At 70.6% G+C, this 15,961-nt stretch carries 13 protein-coding genes; 8 read left to right on the forward strand and 5 right to left on the reverse strand.

Translation table 11 applies throughout. The annotated features are described in order from the left end of the window. Nucleotides 1-55 precede the first annotated feature (55 nt). The 3 genes from BJY18_RS29445 to BJY18_RS29455 all read left to right on the forward strand — a co-directional run bounded on the left by BJY18_RS29445 (nucleotide 56) and on the right by BJY18_RS29455 (nucleotide 4,748). Nucleotides 56-2,047: a thioredoxin domain-containing protein gene (locus tag BJY18_RS29445; RefSeq protein ID WP_184783155.1), complete on the forward strand. Its 1,992-nt coding sequence runs from the start codon at nucleotides 56-58 to the stop codon at nucleotides 2,045-2,047. 118 nt (nucleotides 2,048-2,165) lie between these two features. Then, nucleotides 2,166-2,723, forward strand: coding sequence for an ATP-binding transcription factor AbmR (gene abmR, locus BJY18_RS29450; RefSeq protein WP_184784920.1), 558 nt, complete (start codon nucleotides 2,166-2,168; stop codon nucleotides 2,721-2,723). Nucleotides 2,724-2,852: 129 nt separating this feature from the next. After that, nucleotides 2,853-4,748 carry an acyl-CoA dehydrogenase family protein gene (locus BJY18_RS29455; protein ID WP_184783156.1) on the forward strand — a complete coding sequence of 632 codons (1,896 nt, stop codon included), beginning with the start codon at nucleotides 2,853-2,855 and terminating at the stop codon, nucleotides 4,746-4,748. On the opposite strand, the gene BJY18_RS29460 is transcribed toward BJY18_RS29455, so the two are convergent. After that, the gene (locus tag BJY18_RS29460; protein ID WP_184783157.1) at nucleotides 4,668-5,609 is read right to left on the reverse strand and encodes an AraC family transcriptional regulator; all 942 of its coding nucleotides are present in this window, start codon (nucleotides 5,607-5,609) and stop codon (nucleotides 4,668-4,670) included. The genes BJY18_RS29455 and BJY18_RS29460 overlap by 81 nt on opposite strands. A 94-nt stretch (nucleotides 5,610-5,703) precedes the next feature. On the opposite strand from BJY18_RS29460, the gene BJY18_RS29465 reads away from it, so the two are divergent. Continuing rightward, nucleotides 5,704-6,603 (forward strand): MBL fold metallo-hydrolase, encoded by a 900-nt coding sequence (locus BJY18_RS29465; protein WP_184783158.1) that lies wholly within the window; start codon nucleotides 5,704-5,706, stop codon nucleotides 6,601-6,603. A gap of 19 nt (nucleotides 6,604-6,622) precedes the next feature. On the opposite strand, the gene trhA is transcribed toward BJY18_RS29465, so the two are convergent. Further along, nucleotides 6,623-7,264: a PAQR family membrane homeostasis protein TrhA gene (gene trhA, locus BJY18_RS29470; protein ID WP_446680367.1), complete on the reverse strand. Its 642-nt coding sequence runs from the start codon at nucleotides 7,262-7,264 to the stop codon at nucleotides 6,623-6,625. A gap of 120 nt (nucleotides 7,265-7,384) precedes the next feature. On the opposite strand from trhA, the gene BJY18_RS29475 reads away from it, so the two are divergent. Then, the gene (locus BJY18_RS29475; RefSeq protein WP_184783160.1) at nucleotides 7,385-8,161 is read left to right on the forward strand and encodes an isoprenyl transferase; all 777 of its coding nucleotides are present in this window, start codon (nucleotides 7,385-7,387) and stop codon (nucleotides 8,159-8,161) included. Between the two features lie 278 nt (nucleotides 8,162-8,439). On the opposite strand, the gene BJY18_RS29480 is transcribed toward BJY18_RS29475, so the two are convergent. Then, nucleotides 8,440-8,691: a hypothetical protein gene (locus BJY18_RS29480; RefSeq protein ID WP_184783161.1), complete on the reverse strand. Its 252-nt coding sequence runs from the start codon at nucleotides 8,689-8,691 to the stop codon at nucleotides 8,440-8,442. A gap of 731 nt (nucleotides 8,692-9,422) precedes the next feature. Between BJY18_RS29480 and phoH2 the strand changes: the two genes are divergently transcribed. After that, on the forward strand, nucleotides 9,423-10,709 hold the full coding sequence (phoH2, locus tag BJY18_RS29485; protein WP_312874125.1) for an RNA 5'-3' helicase PhoH2: 1,287 nt from the start codon (nucleotides 9,423-9,425) through the stop codon (nucleotides 10,707-10,709). A 49-nt stretch (nucleotides 10,710-10,758) separates the two neighbouring features. Here the strand turns inward: phoH2 and guaB1 are convergent, their stop codons facing one another. Beyond that, on the reverse strand, nucleotides 10,759-12,198 hold the full coding sequence (guaB1, locus tag BJY18_RS29490) for a GMP reductase (protein WP_184783163.1): 1,440 nt from the start codon (nucleotides 12,196-12,198) through the stop codon (nucleotides 10,759-10,761). 67 nt (nucleotides 12,199-12,265) lie between these two features. Here guaB1 and BJY18_RS29495 point away from each other — a divergent pair, with 67 nt between their 5' ends. After that, nucleotides 12,266-12,733, forward strand: coding sequence for a DUF309 domain-containing protein (locus BJY18_RS29495; protein WP_184783164.1), 468 nt, complete (start codon nucleotides 12,266-12,268; stop codon nucleotides 12,731-12,733). Between the two features lie 1,144 nt (nucleotides 12,734-13,877). Here the strand turns inward: BJY18_RS29495 and BJY18_RS29500 are convergent. After that, nucleotides 13,878-14,501, reverse strand: a complete 624-nt coding sequence (locus BJY18_RS29500) for an MBL fold metallo-hydrolase (RefSeq protein ID WP_184783165.1) — start codon at nucleotides 14,499-14,501, stop codon at nucleotides 13,878-13,880. Nucleotides 14,502-14,606: 105 nt separating this feature from the next. On the opposite strand from BJY18_RS29500, the gene BJY18_RS29505 reads away from it, so the two are divergent. Next, nucleotides 14,607-15,824, forward strand: coding sequence for an NADH:flavin oxidoreductase/NADH oxidase family protein (locus BJY18_RS29505; protein ID WP_184783166.1), 1,218 nt, complete (start codon nucleotides 14,607-14,609; stop codon nucleotides 15,822-15,824). Nucleotides 15,825-15,961: the final 137 nt, after the last annotated feature.

A 15,961-nucleotide genomic window follows, 5' to 3' on the forward strand; every position in this document is an offset into this window, starting at 1 on the left:
CTCCCTCACTCGGACGTGTTCGCCCTTGCTCGCCGCGGCCCCTACGGTGGGAAGAGTGAGCAACCGACTGGCGGACGCGACCAGCCCCTACCTCCTGCAACACGCCGGCAACCCGGTCGACTGGCAGGAGTGGGGCACCGAGGCACTGGCCGAGGCGCGGCGGCGAGGTGTGCCCATCCTGCTGTCGGTCGGCTACGCGGCGTGCCACTGGTGTCACGTGATGGCGCACGAGTCCTTCGAGGACGAGGGCACTGCGGCGCTGGTGAACGCGCATTTCGTCCCGGTCAAGGTCGACCGTGAGGAGCGGCCGGACATCGACGCCGTCTACATGGCCGCCACGCAGGCGATGACCGGCCAGGGCGGCTGGCCGATGACCTGCTTCCTGACGCCGGACGGCGAGCCGTTCCACTGCGGCACCTACTATCCGCCCACGCCGCGGCCGGGCATGCCGTCGTTCCGCCAGCTGCTGGTCGCGGTCGCGGAGGCCTGGCAGGAGCGGCCGGACGACCTGCGTGCCGGTGCGAAGCAGATCGTCGAGCACCTCGCCGAGCAGAGTGGTCCGCTGAAGGAGTCGATCGTCGACGGCGGGGTGCTCGCCGACGCCGTCGCGAAGCTGGGGGAAGAGGCGGATCCGGTGCACGGCGGGTTTGGTGGCGCGCCGAAGTTCCCGCCGTCGATGGTGGTGGAGTTCCTGCTGCGCCACCACGAGCGCACCGGTTCGGCCGGCGCCCTCGTGCTGGCCGAGGCGGCCACGGAGGCGATGGCCCGCGGCGGCATCCACGATCAGCTCGCCGGTGGTTTCGCGCGCTACTCCGTGGATGCCGAGTGGACCGTGCCGCACTTCGAAAAGATGTTGTACGACAACGCTTTGCTTCTCCGCTGTTACGCGCACCTCGCCCGGCGCGGTTCGGCCGCGGCGTTGCGCGTGACCGAAGGCATAGTCCGCTTCCTGGAAGCGGATCTCCGTACGCCGCAAGGAGGTTTCGCGGCATCGCTCGACGCGGACACCGAGGGCGTCGAGGGCTCGACGTACGTGTGGACGCCCGCGCAGCTGCGGGAAGTGCTGGGTGATGAAGACGGAGCTTGGGCCGCGGAGCTGTTCGGCGTCACGGCCGAAGGCACCTTCGAAGCGGGCGCCTCGACCCTGCGGCTGCTGACCGAGCCCGAGCCCGGGCGGTTCGAACGAGTCCGGCAGGCGTTGCTCGACGCTCGCGCCGCACGTCCGCAGCCTGGGCGGGACGACAAAGTCGTGGCGTCCTGGAACGGCCTCGCGATCGGTGCGCTGGCGGAGGCGGGACTGGCGCTGGACCGTCCCGAGTGGGTCGAGCTGGCACGGGCCGCGGCCCAGCTGGTGCTCGACGTACACCTGGTCGACGGACGGCTCCGGCGGAGTTCGCGCGACGGAGTCGTCGGCACGCCGGCCGGCGTGCTCGAGGACTACGCGTGCCTCGCCGACGGTCTGCTCAGCCTGCACCAGGCGACCGGTGAACCGCGCTGGCTCGCCGAGGCGACCCGGTTGCTGGACGTCGCACTGACGCGGTTCGCGTCGGAAACCGCACCCGGCGCTTACCACGACACCGCGGACGACGCCGAAACGCTGGTGCAGCGGCCGTCCGATCCGACGGACAACGCGAGCCCTTCCGGTGCGTCCGGGCTGGCCGGGGCGTTGCTCACCGCGGCTGCCCTGGCCGGTCCCGCGGAGGCCGCGCGGTACCGGGAAGCCGCGGAAGCCGCGCTTCGCCGGGTCGGCCTGCTCGCCGCGCGAGTGCCACGGTTCGCCGGGCACTGGCTGTCCGTGGCCGAGGCGGCCGAGTCGGGCCCGGTGCAGGTGGCGGTGGTCGGCGACGAGCGCGGGCCGCTGCTCACCGCGGCGGCGCGGAACGTGCACGGCGGCGGCATCGTGCTCGGTGGCGCTCCGGACGCGCCCGGCGTGCCGCTGCTCGCCGACCGTCCGCTGGTGGCCGGCCGCGCGGCCGCCTACGTCTGCCGCGGGTACGTGTGTGAGCGGCCCGTGACGACGGCCGGCGAACTGGTCGCGCAGCTCTGAGATTCCGCCCCTGGTGAACACCGTCCCGGCGACGGACGCTTCCGCGTAACGTGATTAGCACTGTAATCATGTAATCGCGGAGGCGAGCATGTACACGCATTTCGAGGCGGTGGGACACATGGGGCGAGGCTGGAAGGGCCGCGGTGGCTGGCAGCAGGCCGAGGCACCCTCGGCGGCGGACGCGGCCGCGTGGTTCGGCGGGCGGCTGCCCGACGGCTGGTTCACCGGGGATCCCGAGGTCACGGTGGACCGCGAGGAGATCGTGGTGGTCGGCGAGCTGCCCGCGCTGACCGGCGACTACGCCGACGACGCGGCCCGCGCGGCGGCCGAGGACGGGCGGATCAGCCGGTTCCGCGAGGAGACGCGGGACGAGCGGATCGAGATCGCCCGGCACGCCGAGCACCGCTACCAGCGCAAGGTGGCCTGGGGCGCGCGGATCGGCGGTACGAGGGTCCTGTTCACGACGCTGTCGGCGCCGGTGATGACCCGGCTGCGGCAACCCGAGCGGCTGGTGCTGGACACCCTGGTCGACGCCGGCGTGGCCAGGTCCCGGTCCGAGGCGCTGGCCTGGGCGGTGCGGCTGGTCGGTGAGCACGCGGACAGCTGGCTGGCCGAGCTGCGCGAAGCCCTGACGAAGGTGGACGACCTGCGTTCGAAGGGTCCCGACCTGGGCTGAGCGCGTGGGTTCTTCCCGTTCCGGGCGGGAACCAAACCATCGAGTCGTTCACCTCACCTTGGCCTGCGGTGGTTTCTCCGCTGCGGCAGGCTGGCCGGTAAGCAGCCAGCCAGCCGCATCGGAGGAGCCGTGGACGTCCCTGCCGTGCCCGAGAAGGTGGACCCGGAACTGCTCACCGCCGTGCTCGACGGGCGGTGGAGCGAGCTGAAACGCGGCGTACGCGCGCAGATGGCCACCGAGGAGTTCCTCGACGCCGGTGCGCTCGGCGTCGAGGAACACCGTGCGCAGGTGCTCGACCAGCTGCGGAAACTCGCTGCCACCGACCGTCCCGCGCTCGGTTTCGACCCGGCGTACGGCGGTGCGGGCGATGTCGGCGGTTCGGTGATGTCGTTCGAGATGCTCGGGCTCGGCGACCTGTCGCTGATGGTCAAGGCCGGGGTCCAGTGGGGCCTGTTCGGGGGCGCCGTGCAACTGCTCGGCACCGAACGCCACCACGAGAAGTACCTGCGCCGCATCATGGATCTCGATCTGCTCGGCTGTTTCGCGATGACCGAGCACGGCCACGGTTCGGACGTCCAGCACCTGCACACCACCGCCACCTATGACGCGGTGAGTGGAGAGTTCGTAGTAGACAGTCCGGATCCCGGCGCCACCAAGGAATACATCGGCAACGCCGCGCGGGACGGCCGTGTCGCAGTGGTGTTCGCGCAACTCGTCACCGGCGGTGAGGAGCGTGGCGTGCACGCCTTCCTGGTGCCGATCCGCGACGAATCCGGGGCTGCGGCACCGGGTGTGACCATCGAGGACTGCGGACCGAAGGCCGGCCTCAACGGAGTCGACAATGGACGGTTGTCGTTCGACCACGTGCGGGTGCCGCGGGAAGCACTGCTGAACCGTTTCGGCGACGTCGCCGCGGACGGTAGGTATTCCAGTCCGATCGAGAGCGACGGGCGCCGGTTCTTCACCATGCTCGGCACGCTGATCCGCGGCCGCGTGAGCGTCGGCGGCAGCGCCGGCAACGCGACGAAACGCGCGCTCGCGCTGGCCATCCGCTACGGCGAGCGGCGTCGCCAGTTCCAGAGCCCGGACGGGGACGAGGTGGTGATCCTCGACTACCTCGGGCACCAGCGGAAGCTGCTGCCGGCGTTGGCGAAGACGTATGCGCTGCACTTCGCGCAGGAAGAGCTCGTCGCGAAGCTGAACGACATCGCCGCGGACGCGCCGGAGGAGGAGCAGCGCGAGCTGGAATCCCGTGCGGCCGGGTTGAAGGCCGCGCAGACCTGGCACGCCACCAGCACGATCCAGGCTGCGCGCGAGGCGTGCGGTGGCGCGGGATACCTGTCGGAGAACCTGCTCCCGGGCCTCAAAGCCGACACCGACGTCTTCACCACGTTCGAAGGCGACAACACGGTACTGCTGCAGCTGGTCGCGAAGAGCTTGCTGACGCGGTACAAGGAGCACTTCCAGGACCTCAGTCCGCTGGCGACCGCGCGCTTCGTCGCCGAGCAGCTGGTGGACACCGTGCTGGAGCGCACCGCCGCGCGGCAGTTTGTCGAGCGCTTCACCGATTCCGACGACGCTGTGGTGCTTTTCGATCGCGAGTGGCAGCTGCAGCTCTTCGAGGACCGCGAGGGCCACGTACTCGACGGCGTCGCCAACCGCCTGCGTAAGGCAGGGAAGGATCCCTTCGGCGTCTTCAACAGCGCGCAAGACCACGTGTTGCTCGTCGGTCGCGTACACGTCGAGCGGCTGGTCCTCGAGGCCTTCGTGCGCGCGGTCGAGGCCTGTACTGACCCCGAGGCGAAGGCACTTCTCGAGCGTGTCTGCGACCTGTACGCGCTTTCAGCTATCGAAGCCGACCGCGCGTGGTTCTTGGAGCACGGCCGCATTACCGCATCGCGCTCGAAGGCGGTGACAGCTGCCGTCAACAGCCTGTGCGGTGCACTACGCCCGCACGCGCGCACTCTCGTCGACGCCTTCGCCATCCCGAAGCAGTTCCTCGCCGCTCCCATGCTCGACAGCTGACCGGTACAGAGCAGGCGCGACACCGAACTGTCGCTTAAAGGCGTGTGAGAACGCGAAAGGCGAGCTGTACCCCACCCGTCGCGCGATAGCGGGCAACGCTCGTTCACTGTCTCGCAGGAGCTGTGCAGCGGTCGTCATCCGCCACCAGGTGAGGTACGCCATCGGAGGCCGCCCGGTCAACGCGGTGAAGCGACGTGCCAATGTCGCGCGGGAAAGCCCGACCTCCGCGGCCAGCTCGGCGAGCTGCCACGGGCGTGCCGGATCGGCGTGCAACGCCTCCAGCGCGGCAGCGATTTCCTTGTCGTGCAGGGCCTTTGGCCACCCGTCCGCGGAGTTCTCCGCCAGCCACGCCCGGATCAGATAGGCGAGCAGCAGATCGAGCAGGCCGCCCACAGCGGCGTCCCTGCCCGGTCGTGTGCCGTGCACCTCGTTGCCGAGCAACGAAATCGCCGCGCGCAGTTCGGGATGCGTGCCGATCTCGGCAGGCAGGTGGATCACCTCGGGCAGCGCGGACATCAGGAAATGCGCGCGGGAACGGTCGAACCGGTACTTCCCGCACAGCACGTCGGTGGTCCCGCCCGGCTGTGCGACCGCGGTCTCGAACGGCACCGCGCGCCGGTCGTCCGGAGTGCTCGACAGCACGTGCGCGCTGCCGTGCGGGAGCAGCACAGCGTCGCCCGGCCCGAGCCGGACGGGACCGCCCCGCTCGGTCAGCAACCAGCCGGAGCCGCGCAGGAGCACGTGGAAGCCGGCGCCGGCGTAGGAGGCGAACCGATAGCTCCACTCCGTGCCGACACACATGCGGTTCGACGCCGGCTCGCCGGTGCGCATCACCGCGATCGCGTCGCTGAGAAGGTCCATGGATCCAGCGTAGCGCTCGGTATTGAGACTTTCACGTATCATCCTGCAGCTGCGAGACATTCTCCGTCTCATGCTTGCGGCCTAGTGTGCAGGTATGGAGAACATCCGGCTAGGCGCTGTCGAAGTCCGCCGAGTTGTCGAATGGGAAGGCGAGATCGCGCCCGCGAGGGGCATCGTGCCCAGTCCGCCCGAACTGTGGCGGGACAACGCGTCCCTGCTCGTCCCCGACCACTGGCGTCCGGAGCCGGACCAGTACCACGGCGCCGTGCAGACGTGGGTGCTACGCAGCGAGGGCAAGGTGATCCTGGTGGACACCGGAGTCGGGAACGGCCGGGAGCGGCCGCAGATCCCGCTGTTCGACCACTTGCGCACCGGTTTCCTCGACCGGCTGGCCGCCGTCGGCGTCCAGCCGGAGGACGTGGACCTGGTGGTCAACACGCACATCCACTACGACCACGTCGGCTGGAACACGCGCTGGGACGACGGCTGGGTACCGACGTTCCCCAACGCCACGTACCTCATCCCGCGCGCCGACCAGCACTACTTCGACCCCCGCAACGAGCACCTCCGCCCGTCCCCGAAAACCGCCTACGACCAGGTGCGGCGTCAGGGCAGCCACCTGGTCTACGGGGACAGCGTCGCCCCCGTGCTGCATCGGGCGACGCTGTGGGAAGACGGCTACCGCATCGACCGGAACCTGCTCCTCGAACCCGCGCCCGGCCACACCCCCGGCTCGTCCGTGCTCCGCCTCGACTCCGAAGGCGACCGCGCCGTGTTCGCCGGAGACCTCCTGCACAGCCCGGTGCAAATCCTGGCCCCGGAACACAACAGCTGCTTCTGCGAAAACCCGGCCCAAGCAGCCACCACCCGCCGCCGAGTCCTGGAACGCGCCGCCGACGAACGCGAACTAGTCATCCCAGCCCACTTCGCCGGCCCCGGAGCCGCCGAAATCACCCGCGACGGGGCCGGATTCGCTGTGAAGGCCTGGGCGTGAGGCGAGGGTAAAACCGCAGCTAGGCGTACATGGCCAGCCAGATCGCGATGTAGTGGGACACCGCGGCCAGCACTGTGCACGCGTGGAAGTACTCGTGGTATCCGAAGGTTTCCGAGTGGTAGTTGGGCCACTTCACCCCGTAGAAGACTGCTCCCAGCGTGTAGAAGAGGCCGCCCACGCAGATCAGGACCAAGGCGGCCGCGCCGGCGTGGTGGGCGAGTTCGGGCAGGACGAACACCGCCACCCAGCCCAGTGCGATGTAGATCGGCACGCCCAGCCAGCGGGGGGCGTGCGGCCAGAGCATCTTCATCGCCACGCCCAGCACCGCGCCACCCCAGACGATGCCCAGGATGACGTATCCGGTGGGCTTCGACATGGCCAGCAGCGTGAACGGGGTGTAGGTGCCGGCGATGAACAGGAAAATCATCGAGTGGTCGGCGCGTTTCATCCACTTGTACGCGCGCGGGCTCCAGAGCCGGCGGTGGTACAGCGCGCTCACTCCGAACAAGCCCATGACGGTCAGGCCGTAAATCGACGTGGCCAGTACCGCGACCGGAGACACGGTGGCGGCGGCGAGGCTGATCAGCGTGGCGGCGCCGGCGAGCGCGCCGAAGAAGGACCAGAAGTGGATGTGGCCCCGCAGCCGGGGCCTGGTGTCCACGGGTGGCAGTGGGGGCTCGGTCGTCACGCTCACCGAACCCACGCTACGGGACCGTAGGCTTTTCGCCAGCCCCCGTGGTGCGTCACACCCGGATGCCAGGGGTGCGTACGCTCAGCTGACGTGAGCCTCCGATCATTCCTGTCCGACGTCGTCTACAGCGTCTACGGTCGCCGCCTGATCCAGCAGGCGGCAGGCAAGCATCCGCGGCACATCGCCATCATCCTCGATGGGAACCGCCGGTGGGCGCGTGAGGCCGGGCTCGCCGACGTCGCCGACGGGCACCGGGCGGGGGCGAAGAAGATCGCCGACTTCCTGAGCTGGTGCCGGGAGGCCGAGGTCGAGGTCGTGACCATGTGGCTGCTGTCCACGGACAACCTCAACCGCGATCCGGACGAGCTCACTCCGCTGCTGGGAACCATCACCGGTGTCGTCGACGATCTGGCCGCACCCGGCGTGCCCTGGCGGTTGCGCATCGTGGGGGCGCTGGACCTGCTGCCGGCCGAAGTGGCGAAGAAGCTCACCGAGGCGGCCGAGCGGACCGCGGACCGCGCCGGCATGGAGGTGAACGTCGCGGTCGGCTACGGCGGGCAGCAGGAGATCGCCGATGCCGTGCGCAAGCTGCTGCTGCACCACGCGGACGAGGGCACCTCCATTCGCGAGCTCGCGAAAATGCTCGACGTGGACCACATCTCCGAGCACCTGTACACCTCCGGCCAGCCGGATCCGGACCTGATCATCCGCACCTCCGGTGAACAGCGGCTGTCCGGATTCCTGCTGTGGCAGTCGGCGCATTCGGAATTCTGGTTCACCGAGGCCTATTGGCCCGCATTCCGCCGGGTGGACTTCCTGCGCGCAATGCGTGACTACGCCTGGCGCCACCGCCGGTTCGGCAACTGAACACACGCCGTTTTCACCACGAAACCGTTGGGGCACCGAGACTTGTCGACAGACAAACCCGCCCCGCCGGTCCGGCAATCGGCAAGCGAACCATCCGCCCGCCGCCGACCCGCCGTCGATTCGGTACCCGGACCGCTCGTCGGCCGGTAATCGGACGGCCCGTCGACTCGGTAGGCGGACCAGTCGATGGCCGGCGATCGGTCGCCCGCCGACTCGGTAAATCCGGCAGACGGCGAAAGGCCCCGGAGCCGAAGCTCCGGGGCCTTTCACTGCCGACCTCAGTGGCCGTGGTGCTCCAGCGAGTGGGCAACCAGCGCCGGGGTCGTGGCGACACCGGTGTAGGCGCCGGCGACCAGGGAAGCGGCGCCGTAGCCCAGCGCGCCGCCGCCTTCGATGAAGGTGGCGTACGCGTCGCCGAACGTCGGGTCGGGGGTGCCGGTCGTGTCGTCGGCCGGCGAAGCGAACGCCGTTCCGCCGATCATCATCAGGCCCGCGGCCGCACCAGCGACGATTCCAGCCTTCTTCAGCACTTCGCACACTCCTAAGTTGAACTAACTGGGATCCGGGCACCGAGTGTTCCGGTGGTGTGTCCCGCGGTGAGAAAATTACCTGCAAACGGCCGATTGCGAATGCCCTGTACTCCCATTGTGTGAGCCTGGACCGGCGGCTTTCACTCGGTCAGGTCCACTCTCCCGTGCGCGAAATGCATTCGACGCGACCCCGTGGTAAAAGCTTTCTTCCTGCTATTTTCCATGCACTGGGTGAGAATTCCACTGAATTCATTCGACTGCGCGACCGCCCGATCGAACCACTCGATCACTCTGCGTGAGAACGCCTGGCATTCGTGTCGGCCCACCGACGGTGAGATGACGAATCGGCGAATCACCTGTGTGGCTGCCTGCACGATCCGGCGGACGTCGGTACCGTCCGGAAGAGAGGGCTCGCGTTCCGTGCGGGTTCTCGCGGGAGGCCCTGGTCGTGGCGTTGATCGAGGGGGCGGCTCAGCCGCCCACACGAGGCACGAGGGGGCCGGCACCCGGCCCCCGTGGCCGCGTGCCCTGACGCATCCGGCGTCGGGGAGTGCGAGCCGCCAGGGAGGTGCCCGGCCCAGCGAGTGCGGGCGTGGGGTGCACACGCCCTCGAGGGAGATGCCGTCGTGACTGCGCAGCGTTCACCCCGCAAGGCCTCTGGCCGTTCTTCGACCGGTGCCCCGGCGCCGGAGAAAGCCTCGATCTCGCCCGAATCCCCGCGCTGCACCTACGTGCTCGACACGTCGGTGCTGCTGTCCGACCCGTGGGCGCTCACCCGGTTCGCCGAACACGCCGTGGTGCTCCCGCTGGTCGTCATCAGTGAACTGGAGGCCAAGCGCCACCACCCGGAGCTGGGGTGGTTCGCCCGGGAGTCGCTCCGCATGCTCGACGACCTGCGCCGGCTGCACGGCCGGCTGGACACGCCGGTCCCGGTCGGAGAGCACGGCGGCACGCTGCAGGTGGAGCTGAACCACACGGACCCGTCCGTGCTCCCGGTGGGCTTCCGCACCGACTCCAACGACCACCGCATCCTCGCCTGCGCGCTCAACCTCGCCGGCGAATGCGAGCAGGTCACGCTGGTGACGAAGGACATCCCGCTGCGGGTCAAGGCGGGGGCCGTCGGCCTCGTCGCGGACGAGTACCGCGCCCAGGAGGTCACGCCCTCGGGCTGGACGGGCATGGCGGACGCGGACGCCCCGCAGGAGCTGATCGACGCGCTTTTCTCCGACGGCTCGGCGGAGCCGGCCGAGTTCGGGCTGCCCGAGCTGGGGGAGCTGCCCTGTCACACCGGGTTGCGGCTGCTCGCCGGCAGTTCCAGCGCGCTCGCCCGGGTCACCGCGGACAAGCGGGTCCGGCTCGTGCGCGGCGACCGGGAGGCGTTCGGCCTGCACGGCCGTTCGGCCGAACAGCGCGTGGCGCTCGACCTGCTGCTCGACTCCGACGTCGGCATCGTCTCCCTCGGCGGCCGCGCCGGCACCGGGAAGTCGGCGCTGGCGCTGTGCGCGGGCCTGGAGGCGGTGATGGAACGCCGGCAGCACCGCAAGGTCGTGGTGTTCCGGCCGGTCTACGCGGTCGGCGGCCAGGAGCTGGGCTACCTGCCCGGGTCCGAGAGCGAGAAGATGCAGCCGTGGGCGCAGGCGGTGTTCGACACGCTCGGCGCGCTGGTCAGCCAGGACGTGCTGGACGAGGTGTTCGACCGCGGCATGCTGGAAGTCCTGCCGCTCACGCACATCCGCGGCCGCTCGCTGCACGATTCGTTCGTGATCGTGGACGAGGCCCAGTCGCTGGAGCGCAACGTGCTGCTCACGGTGCTCTCCCGGCTCGGCACCGCGTCGCGGGTGGTGCTCACGCACGACGTGGCCCAGCGGGACAACCTCCGCGTCGGCCGGCACGACGGCGTCTCGGCGGTGATCGAGAAGTTGAAGGGGCACCCGCTGTTCGCGCATGTGACCCTGACCCGCTCCGAACGCTCGCCGATCGCCGCCCTGGTCACGGAGATGCTGGAGGACCACACCTGACGTCGTGAGTGGCTGGGCCGGTTCTGACCGGCCCAGCCACTCACGAGGATCACCAGCCGGAGGGCAGGGGGCGTCCCTCGGCGAATCCGGCGGCCGACTGCACACCCAGCAGCGCGCGGGCGTGCAGCTCTTCGAGCGTGCGCGCGCCCGCGTAGGTGCAGGACGAGCGCACTCCCGAGCAGATCGAGTCGAGCAGGTCCTCCACCCCCGGGCGCGCCGGGTCGAGCGCCATACGGGACGAGGAGATGCCCTCTTCGAACAGGGCCTTGCGTGCTCGGTCGAAGACGTTGTCGGTGCGCGTGCGGGCGCCGACCGCGCGCTTCGACGCCATGCCGAACGACTCCTTGTACGGGCGGCCCTGCTCGTCGTAACGCAGGTCGCCGGGTGACTCGTGGGTGCCGGCGAACCACGAGCCCACCATCGCCGCGGACGCGCCGGCGGCCAGTGCCAGCGCGACGTCCCGCGGATGCCGCACCCCGCCGTCCGCCCACACGTTTTTGCCCAGCTCACGGGCTGCGGCCGCGCATTCGGCGACGGCGGAGAACTGCGGACGGCCGACACCGGTCATCATCCGGGTGGTGCACATGGCGCCTGGCCCGACGCCGACCTTGACCACGTCCGCGCCGGCCTGGATCAGGTCACGGGTGCCCTCGGCGGTGACCACGTTGCCGGCCACCACCGGCACCTTCGGCGAGACCGACCGGACCGCCTTCAACGCGGCGATCATCTTTTCCTGGTGCCCGTGCGCGGTGTCGACCACCAGCACGTCGACCCCGGCGGCCAGCACCGCCTCGGCCTTGCCCGCGACGTCGCCGTTCACCCCGATGGCCGCGGCCACGCGCAACCTGCCCTCCGCGTCGGCGGCAGGCGTGTAGACGCCCGCGCGCAGGGCGCCCACCTCGGTGAGCACGCCGGCGAGCCGCCCTTCCGCGTCGAGGCCCAGCGCCAGCCGTCCGCCATGCTCGTGCAGCCGCTCGAAGACCTCCCGCGGTGGGGTTTCCAGTGGCACTGCGACAGCCGGGGGCTGGGCGACGTCGGCCAGCCGGGCGAAGCGGTCCACGCCCGCGCAGGCGGCTTCGTCGACGATGCCCGCCGGTTTGCCGTCGCCGTCGACGATCACCACCGCGCCATGCGCTCGCTTGTGCACGAGGTTGAGCGCGTCCGCCACCGCGTCACCGCCGGTGAGCACCAGCGGCGTATCCCACACCGGGTTCCGGCTCTTCACCCAAGTGACGATTTCGGCGACCGCGGCCGTGTCGACGTCCTGCGGCAGCACCACCAGCCCGCCGCGGCGGGCCACCGTCTCCGCCATCCGGCGACCGGCGACGGCAGTCATGTTGGCGACCACCACGGGAATCGTCGCGCCGGTACCGTCCACAGTGGACAAGTCGACGTCGAACCGGGATTCGACGTCCGAACGGTTCGGCAGCAGGAACACGTCGTCGTAGGTCAGATCGTGAGCGGGCACATGCCCATCCAGAAAGCGCACGAGTCCCCAGGCTACGTGGCCCGCGCGCAGGGCGCGAACCCGGCGTGCCCCGTGGGACAATGGCCTCGTGAACAGCCGTGATCGCGACGAAACAGGCCGCGCGCGCAACTCCCGCCCGCGTGACGGCCTGGGCCGGCCGTTGCCGTACGGGTCGGCGGGAGTGGCCCGCCAGCCGGAGGGTGTGGTGCGTACGCCGCAGGAGACCCTGGCCGAGGCGCAGGACCTGCTCGACGCCGGCCGCCCCTTCCATGCACACGAGGTGTTCGAGGACGCGTGGAAGTCCACCGACGGCCCCGACCGGGAGCTGTGGCGTGGCTTGGCCCAGCTGGCGGTCGGCATGACGCACGCACTGCGCGGCAACAGCACCGGCGCGTCCGCCCTGCTCGAACGCGGCGCGGAGAACGTCGAGCCCTACCGCGAGTCCCCGCCACACGGCATCGACGTGGCCGGCCTGCAAACCTGGGCACGCGCGCTGGCAGCGGAGGTCAAGCACCGAGCCCGCGCGGAGCCGGCAAGCCCCCGGCTGACCGGATAACGGCAGGACGAAGCGGCGGGTCGGGCGTGCGGGCGGTGCGTTCGTGACACGGCGGACGGTGGGGCGGTCGGGACACGACGGACGGTGGGGCGGCGAGTGACGCGGCAGGGCTCTACGGCCGGCTGGTCGGGTACCGCCCCCGCGGCGAGCTGATCGGGCATGGCCACGGCCGCCCGGTGGACGGATAGGGCCATGGCTGCCCGGTGGACGGATTGAACCCTGTTGACGAGGTCGGACGGCCGTTGCTGACGCATTGTCCTGGCCGCGGCCGACTGGGTTGACCGGGGAGTCTGGCTGACCTGGTCGGGTCGGCTGTAAACGCGGGGGCCGGTGCTGTGATCAGCCGACCCGGGTAGGGAAACGGTGGACGGGCTGACCCAAGAGCAGCTGACCTGGCGGATCGGGCGACCCGGGCGACCGGCAGACACGGCGGATTCGGCAGTTCCGGGGGGCATGCAGGCGCTGGTGAACCCGGCAGTTCCGGTGGGCCAGGCCCGGCGGGTCGACCTGACCCGGCTCGATCGGACTGGCCCGGTACTCCCGAGCCCGCGCGCCAGGTAGGCGCGGTGGGACAAGCTTGCCCGGCGGAACGGGCTCGCCCGGTGAACGAGACGTATCCGGATGGCCCGGCAGATCAGGGCGGACCCGGCGGCCTCGGCGACAGAACTGATCCGGTAGCGCCGGTCGACCGACTCGTCCCGTCTCGCTGGACTGGCGGCACTGGTCGACCGGAACCAGCCCGCGCTGGACTGGCGGCACCGGTCGGCTGGGCCGTTCCGCTGGACTGGCGGCACTGGTCGACCGGAACCAGCCCGCGCTGGACTGGCGGCACCGGTCGGCTGGGCCGTTCCGCTGGACTGGCGGCACTGGTCGACCGGAACCAGCCCGCGCTGGACTGGCGGCACCGGTCGGCTGGGCCGTTCCGCTGGACTGGCGGCACTGGTCGACCGGAACCAGGCCCCACTCGACTGGCGGCACTGGTCGACCGACCCGGCCCCGCTGGACCGGCGGCACCGGTCGACCGGGTCCCATCCGTCGGCCCGCCGGCGCCGGGCGGCGGGTTGTCCGGTAGGTCCGGTCGGCGGGTCGGGCTTGGCGCGGGCGGCGTGGCGTGGCGGCGGGGCAGGGGCGTGGCTGTGTCGGCTCAGGCTTCGGGCCAGGTGGTGGACGTTGCCTGTTCCGCGCCGATCGTGGTGCCTTCGCCGTGGCCGGTGTGGACGGTCGTCGTTTCCGGTAGGGCGAAGAGGCGTTCGCGGATGGAGCGCACGATGGTCGGGTAGTCCGAGTACGACCGGCCGGTCGCGCCGGGGCCGCCGTGGAAGAGCGTGTCGCCGGTGAACAGGACGCCCAGGTCCGGGCTGTGCAGGCAGACCGCGCCCGGGGCGTGACCGGGGGTGTGCAGCACGGTGAGGTCGGTGCCGGCGACGGTGATCCGCTGTCCGTCGGCCAGTTCGCCGTCGGGGGCGCGGTCCGGGTGGGTCAGGTCCCAGACGACGCGGTCGTCCGGGTGCAGCAGGATCGGCGCGCCGGTGCGCTCTGCCAGCGCGGGGGCGGCGTTGACGTGGTCGTTGTGCGCGTGTGTGCAGACGATCGCGCGGACGGCGCGGTCCCCGACCACGTCGGCGATGGCGTCCGCGTCGTGCGCCGCGTCGATCACGATCACCTCGGTGTCGTCGCCGACGATCCAGACGTTGTTGTCCACGTTCCAGCTGCCGCCGTCGAGCTCGAACACACCCGACGTGACCAGGTTCTGCACTATGGCCGTCATGCCTGCCGACCCTAGTGGTCCCCGGGCGGGACAGCAGCCATACCGCCGGTACCTACTGTGCAGTATCCTTACCAGAAGTAAGTTCGCTGCGACGACGGGACCGCGATGACAGCCACCCGGGAACTGCTGGCCGAACCGCTCCAGCTGCGCTGCGGCGCTGTCCTGCCGCACCGGCTCGCGAAGTCGGCGTTGAGCGAGCAGCTCGGTGACCGCCGCAACGCGCCGACCGCCGAGCTGGCCGAGCTCTACCGGACCTGGGCACGCGGTGGCGCGGGGCTCCTCGTGACCGGCAACGTGATGGTCGACCCGGCCGCGCTCGGCGAACCGCGGAACGTGGCCCTGCCGGCCCGTCCGGACGCCGCGGCGTACCGGCGGTGGGCGCGGACAGTCGAGGGCACGGACGCGCGACTGTGGGTTCAGCTCAACCACCCCGGCCGTCAGAGCCCGCGGTACCTGTCGCGGCAGCCCGTCGCGCCGTCCGCGGTGCCGTTCGGCGACCGCGGCGTGCGCACCGCGTTCGCGCCTCCCCGCGCACTCACCGGGAACGAGATCGAGGCCATCGTGGCGCGGTTCGCGCTGGCTGCGCGGACGTTCGTGGACGCCGGGTTCGCGGGCGTGCAGCTGCACGGCGCACACGGTTATCTGATCTCGCAGTTCCTCTCCCCGCTGGTGAACCGGCGTGAGGACGAGTGGGGCCGGGACCGCAGCCGGTTCCTGCTCGAGGTGGTGCGCGCCGTACGGGGCGCGGTGGGGGATCGGGTGCCGGTTTCGGTGAAGCTGAACAGCGCCGACTTCCAGCGTGGTGGCTTCGACGAGGACGAGTCGCTGCGGGTGGTCCGGGCACTCGGCGAGGCGGGTATCGACCTGCTGGAGATTTCCGGCGGGACCTACGAAAAGGCCGCAATGGTGGGCACGGTGCGGGCGAGCACCGCGCGACGGGAAGCGTATTTCCTTGACTACGCGTCGAAAGCCCGCCAAGTCAGCGACGTCGCGCTGATGGTGACCGGCGGTTTCACCACGGCGTCCGCGATGGCCGAAGCGCTCGGTTCCGGTGCGCTGGACGTGATCGGGCTCGGGCGTCCGTACACAGTGGATCCGCAGCTGCCCGGACGGCTGCTGGCCGGGCAGGACGTGCTCGCGCAGCGGCGGTGTCCGCGCACCGGAATCCGGCTCGCCGACAGCCTGCTGGAGATCCAGTGGCACACCCAGCAGCTGCATCGGCTGGCGGCGGGCAAACCGGCGGACGACCGCAGCGCGGTCCGTGCCTTGCTGACCGCAGGGTTCAACGATCCGCTGAACGCGTTCCGCCGGGTCCGCGGCTGAGTTACCCGGCCAGCCGCCCGGCCGCTCCCACTCCAGTCCACGACGACGCGGCCACAGCGATCCCCGCACCGCAAGTCCGAGCCGGAAACATCGCACGGCAAGAGAACCCACCCGCACCCCGACCTCCCGCGCGATTC

The organism is Amycolatopsis jiangsuensis (assembly GCF_014204865.1).
Taxonomy (GTDB): Bacteria; Actinomycetota; Actinomycetes; order Mycobacteriales; family Pseudonocardiaceae; genus Amycolatopsis; species Amycolatopsis jiangsuensis.

What these genes read in the sequence shown, in the direction of transcription:
- abmR (WP_184784920.1), top strand. Translation starts at nt 2,166, where the DNA reads ATGGGGCGAGGCTGGAAGGGCCGCGGTGGCTGGCAGCAGGCCGAGGCA.
- BJY18_RS29460 (WP_184783157.1), bottom strand. Translation starts at nt 5,609, where the DNA reads ATGGACCTTCTCAGCGACGCGATCGCGGTGATGCGCACCGGCGAGCCG.
- BJY18_RS29465 (WP_184783158.1), top strand. Translation starts at nt 5,704, where the DNA reads ATGGAGAACATCCGGCTAGGCGCTGTCGAAGTCCGCCGAGTTGTCGAA.
- BJY18_RS29500 (WP_184783165.1), bottom strand. Translation starts at nt 14,501, where the DNA reads ATGACGGCCATAGTGCAGAACCTGGTCACGTCGGGTGTGTTCGAGCTC.
- BJY18_RS29505 (WP_184783166.1), top strand. Translation starts at nt 14,607, where the DNA reads ATGACAGCCACCCGGGAACTGCTGGCCGAACCGCTCCAGCTGCGCTGC.